Annotated in this window: 15 protein-coding genes and 3 pseudogenes; 13 read left to right on the top strand and 5 right to left on the bottom strand. The window is 65.7% G+C overall.

Going from position 1 to position 16,577, the window contains the following annotated elements:
- Positions 1-281: 281 nt before the first annotated feature.
- From K359_RS0142750 to K359_RS63715, 3 genes are read right to left on the bottom strand one after another with little or no spacing between them, the layout of a single operon-like run.
- Positions 282-689 carry a hypothetical protein gene (locus K359_RS0142750; protein ID WP_156928995.1) on the bottom strand — a complete coding sequence of 136 codons (408 nt, stop codon included), beginning with the start codon at positions 687-689 and terminating at the stop codon, positions 282-284.
- Positions 650-1,501 carry a hypothetical protein gene (locus K359_RS62295; protein ID WP_156928994.1) on the bottom strand — a complete coding sequence of 284 codons (852 nt, stop codon included), beginning with the start codon at positions 1,499-1,501 and terminating at the stop codon, positions 650-652. Before K359_RS62295 ends, K359_RS0142750 begins: the two co-directional genes overlap by 40 nt.
- Complete coding sequence (locus K359_RS63715) at positions 1,498-2,091, bottom strand: recombinase family protein (protein WP_224496613.1); 594 nt, start codon at positions 2,089-2,091, stop codon at positions 1,498-1,500. Before K359_RS63715 ends, K359_RS62295 begins: the two co-directional genes overlap by 4 nt.
- Positions 2,092-2,538: 447 nt before the next feature.
- Here K359_RS63715 and K359_RS0142735 point away from each other — a divergent pair, with 447 nt between their 5' ends.
- Positions 2,539-3,357, top strand: coding sequence for a YopT-type cysteine protease domain-containing protein (locus tag K359_RS0142735; RefSeq protein WP_029084616.1), 819 nt, complete (start codon positions 2,539-2,541; stop codon positions 3,355-3,357).
- A 356-nt stretch (positions 3,358-3,713) separates the two neighbouring features.
- On the opposite strand, the pseudogene K359_RS55235 reads toward K359_RS0142735, so the two are convergent.
- Positions 3,714-4,083 (bottom strand): annotated as a pseudogene (locus K359_RS55235) (YbgC/FadM family acyl-CoA thioesterase); the annotation flags it as partial.
- 467 nt (positions 4,084-4,550) lie between these two features.
- A complete protein-coding gene (locus tag K359_RS55230) occupies positions 4,551-4,790 on the bottom strand; it encodes a phospholipase effector Tle1 domain-containing protein (protein ID WP_224496614.1) in 240 nt (79 codons plus the stop codon).
- A gap of 751 nt (positions 4,791-5,541) precedes the next feature.
- Here K359_RS55230 and K359_RS0142720 point away from each other — a divergent pair.
- The 12 genes and pseudogenes from K359_RS0142720 to K359_RS0142645 form a co-directional block, all read left to right on the top strand.
- Positions 5,542-6,744: a cytochrome P450 gene (locus K359_RS0142720; RefSeq protein WP_029084615.1), complete on the top strand. Its 1,203-nt coding sequence runs from the start codon at positions 5,542-5,544 to the stop codon at positions 6,742-6,744.
- A 92-nt stretch (positions 6,745-6,836) separates the two neighbouring features.
- A complete protein-coding gene (locus K359_RS0142715) occupies positions 6,837-8,126 on the top strand; it encodes a cytochrome P450 (RefSeq protein ID WP_029084614.1) in 1,290 nt (429 codons plus the stop codon).
- A 1-nt stretch (position 8,127) separates the two neighbouring features.
- Entirely contained in the window at positions 8,128-8,436 is a 309-nt protein-coding gene (locus K359_RS0142710) for a ferredoxin (RefSeq protein ID WP_029084613.1), read from the top strand.
- Positions 8,423-9,259, top strand: a complete 837-nt coding sequence (locus tag K359_RS0142705; RefSeq protein WP_029084612.1) for an SDR family oxidoreductase — start codon at positions 8,423-8,425, stop codon at positions 9,257-9,259. Before K359_RS0142710 ends, K359_RS0142705 begins: the two co-directional genes overlap by 14 nt.
- Complete coding sequence (locus K359_RS0142700; protein WP_029084611.1) at positions 9,259-10,602, top strand: cytochrome P450; 1,344 nt, start codon at positions 9,259-9,261, stop codon at positions 10,600-10,602. The genes K359_RS0142705 and K359_RS0142700 overlap by 1 nt, the downstream gene beginning before the upstream one ends.
- A 148-nt stretch (positions 10,603-10,750) precedes the next feature.
- Positions 10,751-11,746, top strand: a complete 996-nt coding sequence (locus K359_RS0142695; RefSeq protein ID WP_029084610.1) for a polyprenyl synthetase family protein — start codon at positions 10,751-10,753, stop codon at positions 11,744-11,746.
- Positions 11,747-11,816: 70 nt separating this feature from the next.
- The gene (locus K359_RS0142690) at positions 11,817-12,041 is read left to right on the top strand and encodes a hypothetical protein (RefSeq protein WP_029084609.1); all 225 of its coding nucleotides are present in this window, start codon (positions 11,817-11,819) and stop codon (positions 12,039-12,041) included.
- Positions 12,038-13,588, top strand: coding sequence for a hypothetical protein (locus K359_RS0142685; RefSeq protein WP_029084608.1), 1,551 nt, complete (start codon positions 12,038-12,040; stop codon positions 13,586-13,588). Before K359_RS0142690 ends, K359_RS0142685 begins: the two co-directional genes overlap by 4 nt.
- The gene (locus tag K359_RS0142680; protein WP_029084607.1) at positions 13,585-14,487 is read left to right on the top strand and encodes a hypothetical protein; all 903 of its coding nucleotides are present in this window, start codon (positions 13,585-13,587) and stop codon (positions 14,485-14,487) included. Before K359_RS0142685 ends, K359_RS0142680 begins: the two co-directional genes overlap by 4 nt.
- A gap of 86 nt (positions 14,488-14,573) precedes the next feature.
- Positions 14,574-15,579 (top strand): annotated as a pseudogene (gene fni / locus K359_RS55225) (type 2 isopentenyl-diphosphate Delta-isomerase).
- A 175-nt stretch (positions 15,580-15,754) separates the two neighbouring features.
- Positions 15,755-16,236: pseudogene (locus K359_RS55220) on the top strand (IS5/IS1182 family transposase); the annotation flags it as partial.
- Between the two features lie 81 nt (positions 16,237-16,317).
- Positions 16,318-16,577: transposase (locus K359_RS0142645; protein ID WP_029084620.1), on the top strand; the 260-nt coding region annotated here is incomplete at its 3' end.

Raw genomic sequence — 16,577 nt, 5'->3', positions numbered from 1 at the left:
TGCCGGACTGGCGACGTCCCGCTGGGACGGTGTTGAGGCGACCTCGTTCATTCGGCTGGTGGCGGCTCGATCGTACTCCGCTGCAAACGTTGAGGCGTCCGACCCGGACATCATCATGAGGCGCTACGCGACCTCGGAAAGGACCATGACCCCAGCGAAGACATCAACCAGTCAGGGCGATCCAATGCCTGGCCGGCAAAGTACGTATCAGCCGCGCTCGCGCCGTCTCCGCAACCCTGACCTCCGACGGCGCGAGCACTACCACCGTGCGATGGGCGAATTCAGAAATGTAAAGCTTGACAACAATCCGCAATTAAAGGGCCGAATGACAGGCAGAGCTTCTGTGTGGGCGGCTCGCTGCCACTCAAAGTCTGCTTGGCCTCACCCGCAGCTTTCTTGGCGGCGGTGGTAAGCCCAGAGATCAAGTCATCTGCAGGAACCTCTTCGAGCAGGCGTATGCGCCGGTCCGTGTCGTTGAGGTTGGTGAGATTCCAATCCGAGGTTGGTACGACCGCCATTGTTAGGCTGCCACGCCGGAAAAAGGCACTCGATGTCCGAACGCTACCATTCGAGGCGCCCGCGAGATTGTTGAGGCGGCTCATGGCCAGTTTCAGATACTCTGGCTGTCCTCTCGCGAAGTCGGCCTTCGTCAGTTCATCGGCCGCTTCCGGACGCGCCCATCCTTCCATGATGCGCCTGCGCGTCTGCCCGTCCCATGAGACCCGTCCCATCGGACACCAGGCAAAGCTTCTGCCTGTGGCGCCGCTGGTTGCTTGCTGCAGGTCCTCTTTGCTGGTCCCGATCGAGATATACGCCAAGGAACAGAGCAGCTCGCAATCTTCGAAAAGAGTGGTGTAACCATTCGACGAAAACAGATAGTCGCCGGTCCAGGATTGGAAGACGTCGTGCAGATGATCGCTGAGGGCGTCTTGCGCTTTTCAAGCCCCGGCAAGAATTTCCAGGCGTTGTTTTCGCCACCCGCACATGACGTGAGAAATAAGTGACTCACCACGGTTGTAGTGTTGTCGCGCTCGGTCACGATGGTGACGCTGAGGAATTTGAGAAGATCAGTATATCGCCGGGCAGCAAGCAATGCGAGGCCATACGCGTAAAGGAGGAGAACGGCCGGGTAGGTGCGCAGATTGATCAAGGCGACCAACCCGCCGATACTTTCCCTGACGCCGAATTCGATCCGCAAGTCGAGCACCAAGCGCAACTCTGATCCGGTGCCCCAACGCCCGAGAACACCCACAATGCGCGCGACCGACTCCGTTGCACTCTCTGCTCGCGCCACCCTCTGCATGATCAGGTCATTGGAGAAGGCGCCGATCAGTGCGAAATCCGGGCCGTTTAGCGTCCTTTCCAGCTTTCGCGCTTCTTCACCAATAAGATCACCCAGCTGAATGCGGAATTCAGGCCTTGCCAAAAAGCGCTTGTCGCTGGCCACCATCAATTCAACGCTCTGTGGGTTTTGCCTTTTTATGTCAGCCTGGCTGCTCACCAAGCGTTCCAAGCTTTCGTGTCCGCGCTATCAATGCGAATGGTCCTGCCGGCCCGCTGGCTAATCAGGTCCGTGGCGATCTTGGAAGGTTCACCTCGCGCCACCCAGTACACTGGATATCCCCGCGTCGGGGCCCGCGTGAGTGCCGCTCTCAACGCGGGGTCCCAATCAGGGGACCAGCCGCTCACGATCAGCCCGTGCTCATCGATGATGCGGTCGAGAACCTTGTTCAGATGCGTCACGTCACCGCCCGACAGCGTGACGACACGCACACCGCCGAAAGCCATATGCTTGAACAGTCCAGCGATATCCTCCTGATCGCGGCTCAGGCGATCCATCGCCACTGCGAGCACGACGACGAATTTGCCGCGCGTCGCATCGCTGATCAGTTCCTGATGCCGACGCGGCGGCTCGCGAGATGGATCTAGCGCGCGATCGAGTGCTTGCTGCTTTCCGACGACCGTTCCTTCCTTTAATGTCGTCCTGGAATGACGCCGCCCAGCGCAAAGATAGCACGTCGTTTGGCGACCAGATAACAACCTCGCGGAGGCGATCGCGGAACAGATTGCCGAGCAGCGCCAGGCCGTCACGAAACAGGGAATACCGATAGTCGCCCGCTTCGCAGCTCACTGTGAGGCCCTCACGGACGGACAGCCGAACCCGATCGGTTAAAGGTCGGTAGTTGAAGCGTTGGCGGTAGTGCCCGCTCACCGCCACGAATGATTCCGGTGAGCGCACTCAGGAATTCGGCGCCAGCCTCACCGCTACTATCCTGGCAAACAGCGTTGCGGAGGAATTGTCCGTCCCCGCGATAGCGCTGCTCAAGGCCACCTACCGGATGATGCGCGGGAGGATCTGACACAGCGCTACGCCGCACCGTATCAGACATTGTCAGAAGTCCGCCAAAGGAACGATTCTAAGCCGGACAACAGCTGCCCGTCAGCTCGCCATCAGCTTGGCTGGGTATCCTCGCAGCAGGGCCTAAGCAGCCCGAATCGATACGTGGAGACTAGCGCAGCACAGAAAGGTGAATCGTCATGTACGATCGAATCAGTAGCTCATCGACACGCACTAGCCAAGCTGACGAACTGAGTCAGTCGGTGGATAGCGGCAGCTTTACGGAAACACTAGCACATCTCTCGCCTCAGTGGAACTCACAACCGGGGGAGTTGCCCGACAAGATGGGGGCCTGCTGCAGCAAGCCACATACCTCGGATGAAAACGACGTTCGTACTTCCAGTGCCTCCGACCCCAGTACATCCGCTCCAGAGAGTCCGGCCACCTCCTTGTTTGATTACAGAACGGCCGATCTGCGTGATGCGAATGTGGACGGCATCTGCGTTGGGCTGACTGCGGAGTGGTTCCGCAATCTTAACAACAGCCCACCAACCCGAATGCGTGCGCTCACACCTGGGTCGCAAACGCACGCCTCAGCGGCTGAACGGCAGCAGCAATATCAAAATCTCAAGGATCAGTTGCGAAGCAGGGGAGCAGACTCTTCTCACGCCGACCTTCGGGCACAGAATGCCATTTTGGAGGAAGCTGGCTTGGAACCGGCTGGAGAAGAGAAGAGATTCGCATTCGGCAAGTCTTCGAACGTCGAGCGCATGGTGAACGAAATCAACAAAGACCGATCGAACCATTTGCTCAGCTTGTATTTCGCCGAAGGCGGCGCACACACAGTGGCGACGTCGGCCTCCAATGGAACGACCACGCTTTTCGACCCTAACTACGGAGAATTTACTGTTCGATCAGATCCGAACCAGATGGCTTTATTGTTACAAAGCCTCGCCGATCGTTACAGGAATCCCAACGGGCAACATTTGTCGACAATCACGACGCAAAGGATGCAGTGAGTTGGGCCTGCAGGCCGGTGGTGATTGACGCCTTCTGTGAAGGCGCGGATGCGTCGGCCAGCGCTTGCGTTCGGTCGCGGCGTCGGGAGCCAGCTCTGCGGCGGATGGAGGAATTTCCTTCCAAGAGCTTGGCAGCGATGAATGAGGCCGCAATGTCAATGATCGTCGCGTATACGAGCGCCACGACGAGAACAGTCACCCAGATGGATTGTGAACCTTGAGCAACGTGTCGCTCCGGCGAACTCTGACTTGACGATGTCGCAGCAGAAGGCCAATGCATTGATTTCATCGGGGCGCTGGAGCGTTAAGGCGTGAACGAAAGGCAGATTTATCTGTGCTCTTCCATAGCAAGCCTCAGACCTTGGGATGCGCTGCGCTTTTCCGCCTGAGATAAACGCGACCCGTACGCGCGCCGAGACCAAGAGATCGTCCCCGCGCCTGCACTCCTGCGGCAAGCCAACCGACGTGCCTCTCACCTCTTGCGGGACCGTGACAATGTCAAGAAGGCCGTCCAAGAACGGCGGTTTTAGAAAATCGATTGTCGTCGAACGGACAACGAAGGCGAAGCCCGGGGCATCGTTCCGCGTTTCCTCGAGCCGCGCTTGCTGATTGGTGCCGAGCGGGCGCAAGTAATTCGTTCTGCCGCGCTCCATGAAACGGAGAAAACTCGTGTGATAAACAATCTGGCAGGGCGTCGATATCTTCAAAGTAGACTCGCACCTGCATGTAGCGCCGTCCGTCTCGAATTTCGCCGTCAAGAGAGACTGTCACAGCGCGGTTCCCCTTATTGCGCGTATAGGGACCAATTGTCTTGCACCGAGGGGGGCTGGGCAAGCGCTAGAATCCTTTGCTTGGCTCCTGCTGACGCCGGCGGCATCGACGCGGTTCGTGGCTCCGGATGCCTCGAGCATCCGCCACTACGGGCAGCAGATCGCCGGCTATAGAAAGCAGAGCAACGCCAATCCACCGGTCAGGTCGTCGAACTCGCTTAGCAAGCAAGGCTGCTGATGGTGAGGCGCTTCGAAGCGACGACAGAGCTTAGTCGCGGCTGAGACTTAATCTCGAAGCCAGCCTTAGCGCGGCCAAGCGCTCAAGCACCGCCGGATGAAGGGCTGCCTAGCTCTGCACTTGACGTAACCCTTCGGTCCACTTGACTTGCCCCCCGCAAGTGACCCGGGTTCGCGCTCGTCGTGCTACGGACCAAGCGGATCCGGATTCAGCTTCAGGAATCTATCGTCTACCTTGATGCCGAAGCCGTCGGGCGTCTTGCCGTCGGGAAGGTCTCGGCCGCATGCGCCATCCAACCCAGCGAGGGAGAGGCGGGCTTCGTTTTCCGGATAGCGACCGCCGACATCGGAGTGGCTTCCGGCGAACCACACCTGCTGCAGCCAATTCGGATGCTTACAATATCGCGCAAGGGCTGCCCCGCACATTCAGCGCGAGAGCAGGCCTTTGTCGGGCACTTGCCGCGCCGGTTGTCGGCATTGAGACTCAATGCCGGAAACCTGACACTCCGCGCCGCTACGAAATGCCTGTTGAGCCTGCGAATTCACTTCGGCACGCGATTTGCTCTGTTCACGGCATCATCACCAATCGCAGTGCGATGGTCTTTGGGGCGGACACGGCGCGCGTCGCTGTTCGCGTCTGGTCCGTTCCGACGGTTTGCTGTGGCAATGACTTGGCGTTCGATTGTGGACCGAGAAAACGCAGGGAAGGGGAGTGTTGGATGCGATTTAGAGTTCTTCTTTTGGGAGCCACAACAATTGCGCTCGTCGCGAGAAGCGGCAGACCTTGAGCCAGGAGTCAAACTGCCACCGGCGGTGTGGGACTGGTCCGGAGGCTATATTGGCGGACACGTCGGTGGCGGGTACGGTCGAACCTCCTTCACCAATCCCTACGGTCAGTCGATCTATGGCGATGCGGACAGGTTCGATGTCACCCGGCGGGACAACCCGCGCCTGTCGTTCGGCCGGGGGGGGGGGGGGGGCATTTCTGCCTGGGCGCTGCGCTGGCGCGCCTGGAATTGCGATGCGCCTTCCCCGCGTTGTTCGTGCGGCTGGGGGATCTGCCGCTGACCGTCGCCGCGGAGGAGGTCGTCGACGTGCCGTCTTACGTTCATTCGCTGCCCGCAGCGCCTGCCGGTCACCTTCTGCCCTTCCATCGCTTAGAGAGTGAAGTGCCACCATGTCCGAACACCCCTTGCCGACGCTACCGATGTGGCGCGTCGATCACATCGAGCCCTCGCCCGAGATGTTGGCGCTACGCGCCAACGGTCCGATCCACCGCGTGCGCTTCCCGTCCGGGCACGAAGGCTGGTGGGTGACGGGCTACGACGAGGCCAAGGCGGTGCTGTCCGACGCGGCGTTCCGGCCTGCGGGAATGCCGCCGGCGGCATTCACCCCGGATTCGGTGATTCTCGGTTCGCCGGGGTGGCTGGTCTCGCACGAGGGGGCCGAGCATGCCCGGTTACGCACGATCGTGGCGCCGGCGTTCAGCGACCACAGGGTGAAGCTGCTCGCGCAGCAGGTAGAGGCGATCGCCGCGCAGTTGTTCGAGACGCTGGCGGCCCAGCCCCAGCCCGCTGACCTGCGGCGCCACCTCTCCTTTCCGCTTCCGGCCATGGTCATCAGCGCGCTGATGGGTGTGCTCTACGAGGATCACGCCTTTTTCGCCGAGCTGTCCGACGAGGTGATGACGCACCAGCATGAAAGCGGCCCGCGCACCGCGTCGCGCCTGGCCTGGGAAGAGCTGCGCGCCTACATTCGCGGCAAGATGCGGGACAAGCGCCAGGATCCGGGCGACAACCTGCTGACGGATCTGCTCGCGGCGGTCGACCTGGGCAAGGCGACCGAGGAAGAGGCGATGGGCCTGGCGGCGGGCATGCTGGTGGCCGGGCACGAGAGCACCGTCGCGCAGATCGAATTCGGCCTGCTGGCCATGTTCCGCCATCCGCAACAGCGCGAACGCCTGGTCGGCGATCCATCCCTGGTGGACAAGGCGGTGGAGGAAATCCTGCGCATGTACCCGCCGGGCGCGGGCTGGGACGGCATCATGCGCTATCCGAGGACCGACGTGACCATCGCGGGCGTTCATATTCCCGCGGAGAGCAAGGTGTTGGTCGGCCTGCCGGCGACGTCGTTCGATCCGCGCCATTTCGACGAACCGGAAATCTTCGACGTCGGACGCGACGGAAAGCCGCACCTGGCGTTCTCCTTCGGGCCGCACTACTGCATTGGCGTGGCGCTGGCCAGGCTGGAACTCAAGGTGGTGTTCGGTTCGATCTTCCAGCGCTTTCCCGCGCTGCGCCTGGCCGTGGCGCCGGAAGAACTGAAGTTGCGCAAGGAGATCATCACTGGCGGGTTCGAGGAGTTCCCGGTGCTCTGGTGATGCGCGGACGCCGCCGGGGATCGCGATCTTCTCCGCAATTTGCCGGCGCGCCTCGCGCGCCGGTCAGATCAGCCAGCCAACAGGTAACCAAGATGGACATGCAAGAAACCACGGCAGCATGCCGGGACGCCTTCGCCGAACTAGCGTCGGCGGCGCGCATCCACGACCCGTATCCGTTCATGCGGTGGTTGCGCGAGCACGATCCGGTGCATCGCACGGCGTCGGGGCTCTTTCTGTTGAGCCGCCACGCCGACATCTACTGGGCGTTCAAGGCCACGGGCGATGCGTTTCGGGCGCCGGCGCCGGGCGAACTGGCGCGCTATTTCCCGCGTGTGGCGACCAGCCTGTCGCTCAATCTGCTGGCGTCCACGCTAGCGATGAAGGATCCACCGACGCATACGCGTCTGCGCCGGCTGATCTCGCGCGATTTCACCATGCGCCAGATCGACAACCTGCGGCCGAGCATCGCGCGCATCGTCGCTGCGCGCCTGGACGGCATGGCGCCCGCGCTGGAGCGCGGGGAGGCGGTGGACCTGCATCGGGAATTCGCGCTGGCCTTGCCGGTGTTGGTCTCCGCCGAACTGTTCGGCATGCCCCCGGACGACATGTTCGGGCTCGCCGCCGGCATCGGCGCCATTCTGGAAGGCCTGCGCCCGCACGCCAGCAATCCCCAGCTCGCCGCGGCGGACGCGGCCAGCGCCAGGGTGCTGGCCTACTTCGGCGACCTCATACCGCGCAAGCGCGCCGATCCCCGCCACGACATCGTGTCGATGCTGGTCGGCGCACACGACGACGATGCCGACACGCTGTCGGATGCGGAGTTGATCAGCATGCTGTGGGGCATGCTGCTGGGCGGCTTCGCCACCACTGCTGCGGCCATCGACCATGCGGTCCTGGCGATGCTGGCGTATCCCGAACAGCGGCACTGGCTGCAGGGAGACGCCGTGGGGGTGAAGGCATTCGTCGAAGAAGTCCTGCGCTGCGACGCGCCCGTTATGTTCAGCTCCATTCCGCGTATCGCCCAGCGCGACATCGAACTGGGCGGCGCGGTGATCCCGAAGAACGCGGACGTGCGCGTGCTGGTCGCGGCCGGCAATCGCGACCCGGACGCCTTCGCCGATCCCGACCGCTTCGATCCCGCGCGGTTCTACGGCACCAGTCCTGGCATGTCGACCGACGGGAAGATCATGCTGAGCTTCGGCCACGGCATCCACTTCTGCCTCGGTGCGCAACTGGCCCGGGTGCAGTTGGCCGAGAGCCTGCCGCGGATCCAGGCGCGCTTCCCCACACTGGCATTGGCCGAGCAGCCGACCCGGGAGCCGTCCGCGTTCCTTAGGACGTTCCGCGCGCTGTCGGTGCGGCTGCAAGCGCGGGGGGGCTGAGATGCGCGTCGTGGTCGACCAGGATCTGTGCGGAACCACCGGGCAGTGCGTGCTGACGCTGCCGGGCACCTTTCGCCAGCGCGACCCGGACGGCGTGGCCGAAGTGTGCGTGGCGACGGTCCCGCAGGCGCTGCACGCCGCCGTGCGGCGCGCGGCCAGCCAGTGCCCGGTCGCCGCCATTCGGGTCATCGAAAGCGACGCTGGCGATGACCAGCGCGCCAGCGCCGACCCTGCGCCTTCTCCGGCGGAGGCCGAGCGGCATGCCGCGAAAGACCAACGCAATCCAGGAGGACACGATGGGACGGTTTGAAGGCAAGGTGGCCGTGGTGACCGGCGCCGGCGCCGGCATCGGCAAGGCATGCGCCCTCGCCATCGCGCGCGAGGGCGGCAGAGTGGTGGTAGCCGACATTGATGGCTCGGCGGCCATCGCCGGCGCCGCGCAGATCGCGGCCGAAGCGGGCCACGCGCTGGCCATGGACATGGACATCGCCGATGCGCAGGCGGTGACAGCGCTTTTCGAGACGGCGGAGCGGCAACTCGGTGGGGTCGACCTGCTGGTGAACAACGCGAGCGCCATGCACCTGACCCCGCGCGACCGCGCGATCCTCGACCTGGACCTGGCGGTCTGGGATCAGACCATGGCGACCAATCTGCGTGGCACGCTGCTCTGCTGCCGGCAGGCCATCCCACGGATGATCGCCCGCGGCGGTGGCGCGATCGTCAACATGTCGTCGTGCCAGGGGCTTAGCGGTGACACCTCGCACACGTCCTACGCCGCGTCGAAGGCGGCGATGAACATGCTATCGGCCTCGCTCGCCACCCAGTACGGTCATGCGCAGATCCGCTGCAACGCGGTTGCGCCGGGTCTCATCATGACCGAGCGTCTCCTCGCCAAGCTGGACGAGTGCATGCAACGGCATCTGCGCCGGCACCAGCTCCTGCCGCGCGTCGGCCGCCCCGAGGACGTGGCCGCGCTGGTGGCGTTCCTGCTCTCCGACGATGCCGCGTTCATCACCGGCCAGGTCGTGTGCATCGACGGCGGCATGCTGGCGCATGTGCCGACGTACGCCGACGGTGGCAACAGCCGCGCCGCGCGGCCTGCCGCCGAAGCGGCAGCGGCGCCGCGCTGCTGATGGACATGCTGCTCAACCCGCTGGACCGTCGGCACCGGCTGCGGTACGATATCCCGGTCGTGCCCGGCGCTTTCCCCCTGGTCGGGCATCTTCCCGCCATCGTCTGCGACCTGCCGCGCCTGCTGCGGCGCGCGGAACGGACGCTGGGCAGCTGCTTCTGGCTGGATTTCGGCCCTGCCGGACACCAGATGACCTGCGCGGATCCGGATGCGTTCGCATTGCTCCGGCACAAGGACGTGTCCTCGGCGCTGATCGAAGAGATCGCGCCCGAATTGCTTGGCGGAACGTTGGTCGCCCAGGACGGCGGCGCGCACCGGCAGGCGCGCGATGCGATCAAGGCGGCGTTCCTGCCCAAGGGGCTGACCGAGGCCGGCATCGGCGACCTGTTCGCGCCCGTCATCCGGGCGCGGGTGCAGGCGTGGCGCGACCGCGGCGACGTAACCATCCTGCGCGAAACCAGCGACCTGACGCTCACGCTCATCTTCAGACTCATGGGAATCCCCGCGCAGGACCTGCCGGGATGGCATCGCAAGTACCGGCAACTGCTGCAGTTGATCGTCGCGCCCCGGGTCGACCTGCCCGGACTGCCCTTGCGGCGCGGCCGCGCAGCCCGCGACTGGATCGACGCGCAGCTGCGCCAGTTCGTCCGCGACGCGCGCGCGCATACCGCGCGCACCGGGTTGATCAACGACATGGTGAGCGCCTTCGATCGCAGCGACGATGCGCTCTCCGATGACGTCCTGGTCGCCAATATCCGCTTGCTGCTGCTTGGCGGTCACGACACCACCGCCTCGACGATGGCCTGGATGGTGATCGAGTTGGCGCGGCAGCCTGTGCTGTGGGACGCTCTGGTCGAGGAGGCGAAACGCGTGGGCGCGGTGCCGACCCGGCACGCGGACCTGGCGCAGTGTCCGGTCGCCGAGGCGCTGTTCCGCGAGACGCTGCGCGTGCATCCGGCGACCACGCTCCTGCCGCGTCGCGCGCTGCAGGAATTGCAACTCGGCCAACGGCGCATTCCCGCGGGCACCCATCTGTGCATCCCGCTGCTGCATTTCTCGACATCGGCGCTGCTGCACGAGGCGCCTGATCAGTTCCGCCTGGCGCGGTGGCTGCAACGCCCGGAGCCGATCCGGCCGGTGGACATGCTGCAGTTCGGTACCGGCCCACACGTCTGCATCGGCTACCACTTGGTATGGCTGGAACTGGTGCAGTTCTGCATCGCCTTGGCGCTGACCATGCACAAGGCCGGGGTGCGGCCGCGGTTGCTGAGCGGCGTCGAAAAAGGCCGGCGCTATTACCCGACCGCACATCCGTCCATGACAATCCGCATCGGATTCTCATGAGCTGGCATCGCATGCCCCGTGTGGCGAGGCAGCGGCGCCGGCGACGCGCGGCATTGCTGCACTCGGCGCGCGCCCGGTGCGACGCCGGCAACACCGCGGCGGCTCGGCGCTCGCCGTGGCCGTGTCAGGTACCAAGGAGATGAACAACATGCAGACTGGTTCCACGCTACACGACGACCGAACTGGCCTTTCCGCGCTCGGCGGATTGGGCGCGCAGGCGCGCGGCGCACCCGGGCTGCTGCCGGAGATCTGGATGCAGGACGGCGCAAAGCGGGTCGAACAGGCGCTGGCGCGTCTTCTCTGCGCCGAACACGACGGTGAGACCGAGCTGATGGCGGCGATGCGCTACGCCACCTTGCATGGCGGGAAGCGCACCCGCGCCTTGCTCTGTCTGGCTGCCGGCGCACTGGCCGACACGCCGGCGCACATGCTCGACGACGTCGGCGCCGCCATCGAAATGATGCACGCCTGTACCCTGGTCCACGACGACCTGCCCGCGATGGACGACGACGTGCTTCGCCGCGACCTTCCGACCGTGCACGTCAAGTTTGGCGAAGCCACTGCGATCCTGGTCGGCGATGCGCTGCAGGCGCACGCCTTCCTGACCCTGGCGAGCCTGGATGCGCCGGGCGACAACCGTATCGCGCTCGTGCGCGAACTGGCGCAGGCGGTGTCCGCCGAGGGGGCCGCAGGCGGGCAGGCCATGGATCTGTCGCTGGTCGGAAAGCACGTCGAGCTGGACAGGATCGTGGCGATGCACCGGATGAAGAGCGGCGCGCTAGTGCGCGCGTCCGTTCGCATGGGCGCGCTATGCGCCATCGCGGAGGATGCCGCGCACGCTGCGCTGTACTGTGCGCTCGATCGCTACACCGCCTGTTTCGGCCTGGCGTTGCAGGTGGTCGACGACATTCTCGACGCGACAGCGGATACCGCGACGCTGGGCAAGACCCCCGGCAAGGACGCGGCGGCGCAGAAGCCGACCTGCGCGTCGATCATGGGGCTGCAGGCAGCTCGCCACTTCGCGCTGGATTTGTTGCGCGACGCCGGGGAGGCCATCGCCCCGTTGGGGCCGCGTGCGGAACGGTTGGCGCAGATGCTGCAGCGGGCCAACGCGTATCTGTTCAAGCACGCGCCATGCGCATGAGCGCGCCCGTCCGCATGGAGTCGCCCCTGTGCCGCTGCGATCGGCGGGCGGCAGCAGTGCACGCTGCACTGTGTCCGAGTCCGCGGCGCCGATCGCAGCGGTTGCCCAGCACGGCTGCGGCGCACGTGGCGCGCTGCGCGCAAGCCTATGCGGCGGACCGGCATCGGGGCGCGTCGCCGCGCCGGAGCAGGGCGGCCGTCCGGCGCTGCCCATGCGCCGGGCCTGCGGATACGTGCGCGGCGTCTGCCCGATCCTGGTTCTCGTCAACCGTCTGCAGAAGGAACATCCCGCGTGAACTCGCTGTCCGAACAGATCCTTTCCGAATTGCGCCACCTGCTGAGCGAGATGAGCGACGGCGGCAGCGTCGGTCCGTCCGTCTACGACACGGCGCGAGCTCTGCAGTTCCACGGCAACGCCACTGGTCGGCAGGACGCATACGCGTGGCTTATCGCACAGCAACAGGCCGATGGCGGATGGGGAAGCGCGGACTTCCCGCTGTTCCGCCATGCGCCCACGTGGGCGGCGTTGCTGGCATTGCAGCGTGCCGATCCTTTTCCTGGCGCTGCCGACGCAGTCCAGGCTGCAATCCGGTTCCTCGAGCGCCAGCCCGATCCCTACGCGCATGCGGTGCCGGAAGACGCGCCGATCGGCGCGGAGTTGATCCTGCCGCAGTTGTGCGGCGAGGCCGCATCCTTGCTGGGCGGCGTGGCGTTTCCGCGCCACCCGGCGCTCTTGCCGTTGCGGCAAGCGTGCCTGGTCAAGCTGGGGGCGGTGGCGACGTTCCCGAGCGGCCATCCGTTGCTGCACTCCTGGGAAGCCTGGGGGACGTCGCCGACCACCGCATGCCCGGATGATGACGGCAGCATCGGCATCAGTCCGGCGGCCACCGCCGCGTGGCGTGCGCACGCCGTGACACAGGGGAGCACGCCGCAGGTCGGGCGTGCCGACGCGTATCTGCAGGCGGCATCGCGGGCGACGCGCAGCGGCATCGAAGGTGTCGTTCCCAACGTCTGGCCGATCAATGTGTTCGAGCTATGCTGGTCGCTGTACACCCTGCATCTGGCCGGGCTGTTCGCGCATCCCGCGCTCGCCGAGGCGGTGCGCGTGATCGTCGCGCAGCTCGACGCTCGCCTGGGCGTGCGCGGTCTAGGCCCGGCCTTGCACTTCGCGGCCGATGCGGACGACACCGCCGTTGCGTTGTGCGTCCTGCGCCTTGCAGGCCGCGACCCGGCGGTCGATGCGTTGCGCCATTTCGAAATCGGCGAGCTGTTCGTCACCTTCCCCGGCGAGCGCAATGCCTCGGTGTCGACCAACATCCACGCCCTGCATGCGTTGCGACTGTTGGGAAAGCCCGCCGCCGGCACCAGCGCCTACGTCGAGGCCAATCGCAACCCGCACGGTTTATGGGACAACGAAAAATGGCACGTTTCGTGGCTGTATCCCACCGCGCATGCGGTCGCTGCGCTGGCGCAAGGCAAGCCCCAGTGGCGCGACGAGCGCGCGCTGGCGGCGCTGCTGCAGGCGCAGCGCGACGACGGCGGCTGGGGCGCCGGTCGCGTGGCCACATTCGAGGAAACCGCCTATGCGCTGTTCGCGTTGTACGTGATGGACGGGAGCGAAGAGCCGACAGGGCGCCGGCGCATCGCGCAGGCGGTGGCGCGTGCGCTGGAGTGGATGCTCGCCCGCCATGCGGCGCATGCATTGCCGCAGACGCCGCTGTGGATCGGCAAGGAACTGTATTGCCCCACCCGGGTCGTGCGCGTGGCCGAACTCGCCGGGTTGTGGCTGGCGCTCCGTTGGGGGCGGCGCGTCCTGGCCGAGGGAGCAGGAGCGGCGCCATGATCCAGACCGAACGCGCGCTGCAGCAGGTGCTGGAATGGGGGCGTTCCCTGACCGGGTTCGCCGACGAGCATGCCGTGGAAGCGGTCAGGGGCGGCCAGTACATCCTGCAGCGCATCCACACGAGCCTGCGCGACACCAGCGCCCGCATCGGCCGCGATCCGCAGGACGAAACGCTGATCGTGGCGTTCTATCGCGAACTGGCGCTGCTGTTCTGGCTCGACGATTGCAACGACCTTGGCCTGATCGCGCCGGAGCAGCTCGCCGCGGTGGAGCAGGCGCTGGGGCAGGGCGAGCCGTGCGCGCTCCCCGGATTCGAGGGCTGCGCTGTGCTGCGCGCTTCGCTGGCCGCGCTCGCCTACGATCGTCGCGACTATGCTCAGCTTCTCGACGATACCCGGTGCTACTGCGCGGCGCTGCGCGCCGGACACGCGCAGGCGGCAGGGGTGGAACGCTGGTCCTACGCCGAGTACCTGCACAACGGCATCAATTCGATTGCCTACACGAACGTGTTCTGTTGCCTGTCGTTGCTGTGGGGGCTGGACATGGCGACCTTGCGTGCGCGTCCGGCGTTTCGCCAGGTCCTGCGGCTCATCTCCGCGATAGGGCGCCTGCAGAACGATCTGCATGGACGCGACAAGGACAGGTCGGCCGGCGAGGCCGACAACGCGGTAATCCTGCTGCTGCAGCGCTATCCGGCTATGCCTGTGGTGGAGTTCCTCAACGACGAGCTGGCCGGCCATACGCGCATGCTGCATCGGGTGATGGCGGAGGAACGCTTTCCCGCGCCGTGGGGACCGTTGATCGAGGCCATGGCGGCCATCCGCGCGCAGTACTACCAGACCTCGACCAGCCGCTACCGCAGCGACGCTGCGGGGGGAGGCCAGCGTGCGCCGGCCTGAACGCGCGGGAGGGCGGCGGCGTGCGCGCGCTGCCGTCGGTCCGATCCGACGCAACGCCGTCGCCCGATGCGACGGATGGAGCGAGCATGAGCGACGCCGCCCTGAGCCGGCGCAAGGACGACCATCTGGACATCGTGCTGGATCGGCGAACGGCGCCGGCCACGGTCGCCGCCGGCTGGGAGTACATCCGTTTCGAACCTGCGCATTGCCCGAGTTGGACCTGACGCACATCGACCTGCGCTACGCTGCTGATCAGTTCCATGACCGGCGGCATGCCACGCGCCGAGGCCATCAACCGGCATCTGAGCGAGGCAGCGCAAGCCTTGGGGATCGCCATGGCGTCGGTTCGCAGCGCGTGAGCCTGCAATCCCGCAACTCCCAGGGGCTGACGCGCGCGCTGCGCCGCCTGGCCCCAGACGTCCCCCTTGCTGGCCAATATCGGCGCCGCGCAACTGCGCGAGGCCGACGGCCTGGACCTGGCGCGCCGGGCGGTGGATGCCGACGGACGCATCGTCCATCTCAATCCGCTGCAGGAAGCGGTACAGCCGGAGGGCGACCGCGACTGGCGCGGCGTCCTGGCGCAGATCGCTCGCGCCGCGCGCAGCGTGGGCGTGCCGATCGTGGCCAAGGAAGTGGGGTCGGGCCTCTCCGCCTCGGTGGCCTGTGCGCTCGTCGAGGCGGGCGTGGCGGTGATCGATGTCGCCGGCGCCGGCGGCACCAGTTAGGCCGTGGTGGAGGGCCAGCGCGCCCGCGATGCCGCCGACCGTGCGGTGGCGATGGCGTTCGCCGATTGGGGGATTCCGACCCCGGCCAGCGTGCAGGCGGTACGTCGGGCCAACGGTGAAGCTGATCGCGTCGGGCGGGATCCGCGACGGCGTCGACGTGGCCAAGGCCATCCGCCTGGGCGCGGACATCGCCGGGCAGGCGGCCGGCGTGCTGCGCGCGGCTACGGTATCCACTGAGGCGGTTGTCGCGCATTTCGAGATCGTCATCCGCCAGTTGGCCGTCGCCTGCTTCTGCACCGGCTCGGCTGATCTGGCGGCGTTGCGTCAGGCGCGCTTGTTGCCCTCGGTGCATCTGCCCGCCGGTTGATGCCGGCGTCGCCCGCACGTGGCGGCGGGCGCCTAGTCTTACTGAGTCAGAAAGTCGCGGATGCGGGGGATTCGCGCTGGTCGCGGATTTGTTAGGGTGCTGCTTCGTGATCAGCGAAGCGCCCCGCCATGCCCGACTGGACAGCCGAGAGTGAAGCCGCATTCGACGCCTATGTCGATGCCCGATGACGCGCTGGCGCCAGCGGCTCGGCGAGGAGCAGCTCGTCGCGCTGATCCAGGAAAGTCTGTCGGTTGCACACAAGACTGGCGCCATCGGCGCTAAGGACCTGGAGCGGGTGGTAGTCGATATCACGGTGCAGCCCAAGGCGCCGTTGCGCATCCGACCGACGCGCGGCTGATGCATCGGGCCATCACCAAGCTCGTCGGGCTTGCCAAGCGCAACCGTGTGCTGCTGCAGAGCCATCTGCGCCTGGCGAAGCGCGCCGCCATCATGGTCGGCCGCTATACCCACGCCCATCAGTTCAAGCGCGCCCGGTGCCAACTCAAGTTCCTGCGGACGCGGCTTGGCCGGATCATCCGCGACATCCGCCGCAAGATTGATGGCGATGCGGTGCTGGAAGCTCGCTTTGGCCCGCTGCTCGATCTGGCGCAGCGGGTGCGTACCCAGGATCAGCATCAGCGCGGCCCCAAGGTCTATGGTAAGCGCTGTTCAGCGGCCACCTACCGGTTGACGGGGCGATCTGCGAGTCTGCGGTTTGTTTGAACCGTTAGGCTTAGAATGGACACAGTGCATAGTGCTATCACGGAGCCGGTGAGGCGGCTTGAGGTCTTCACTGGAGCCGGCCGTCGGCGGAAGTGGAGCGACGAGGACAAGGCGCGGATTGTTGCGGAGATCGTTGCGAGCGGCGACTCGGTCTGTTCGGTAGCGCGACGGCATGGATTGTCGCCGCAGCAGTTGTTTGGCTGGCGCCGTCAGTTGCGAGAAGCTGCGGGCGGTCATTCCGAAGTGGAAGAAGTACAGTTTGTGCCGGCGGTGGT

Source organism: Bradyrhizobium sp. th-b2, from assembly GCF_000426785.1.
In the GTDB taxonomy this organism is placed as follows: Bacteria; Pseudomonadota; Alphaproteobacteria; order Rhizobiales; family Xanthobacteraceae; genus Bradyrhizobium; species Bradyrhizobium septentrionale.
The sequence above is the reverse complement of the archived record's forward strand: the minus strand, read 5'-3'. Positions and strand labels throughout refer to the sequence as shown.

Bases quoted from the DNA above. Each gene is read 5' to 3' on its own strand.
- K359_RS0142705 (WP_029084612.1), top strand. From the start codon at position 8,423: ATGGGACGGTTTGAAGGCAAGGTGGCCGTGGTGACCGGCGCCGGCGCC.
- K359_RS0142700 (WP_029084611.1), top strand. From the start codon at position 9,259: ATGGACATGCTGCTCAACCCGCTGGACCGTCGGCACCGGCTGCGGTAC.
- K359_RS0142750 (WP_156928995.1), bottom strand. From the start codon at position 689: ATGGAAGGATGGGCGCGTCCGGAAGCGGCCGATGAACTGACGAAGGCC.
- K359_RS0142720 (WP_029084615.1), top strand. From the start codon at position 5,542: ATGTCCGAACACCCCTTGCCGACGCTACCGATGTGGCGCGTCGATCAC.
- K359_RS0142710 (WP_029084613.1), top strand. From the start codon at position 8,128: ATGCGCGTCGTGGTCGACCAGGATCTGTGCGGAACCACCGGGCAGTGC.
- K359_RS0142735 (WP_029084616.1), top strand. From the start codon at position 2,539: ATGTACGATCGAATCAGTAGCTCATCGACACGCACTAGCCAAGCTGAC.
- K359_RS0142680 (WP_029084607.1), top strand. From the start codon at position 13,585: ATGATCCAGACCGAACGCGCGCTGCAGCAGGTGCTGGAATGGGGGCGT.
- K359_RS55230 (WP_224496614.1), bottom strand. From the start codon at position 4,790: ATGTGCGGGGCAGCCCTTGCGCGATATTGTAAGCATCCGAATTGGCTG.
- K359_RS0142715 (WP_029084614.1), top strand. From the start codon at position 6,837: ATGGACATGCAAGAAACCACGGCAGCATGCCGGGACGCCTTCGCCGAA.
- K359_RS0142695 (WP_029084610.1), top strand. From the start codon at position 10,751: ATGCAGACTGGTTCCACGCTACACGACGACCGAACTGGCCTTTCCGCG.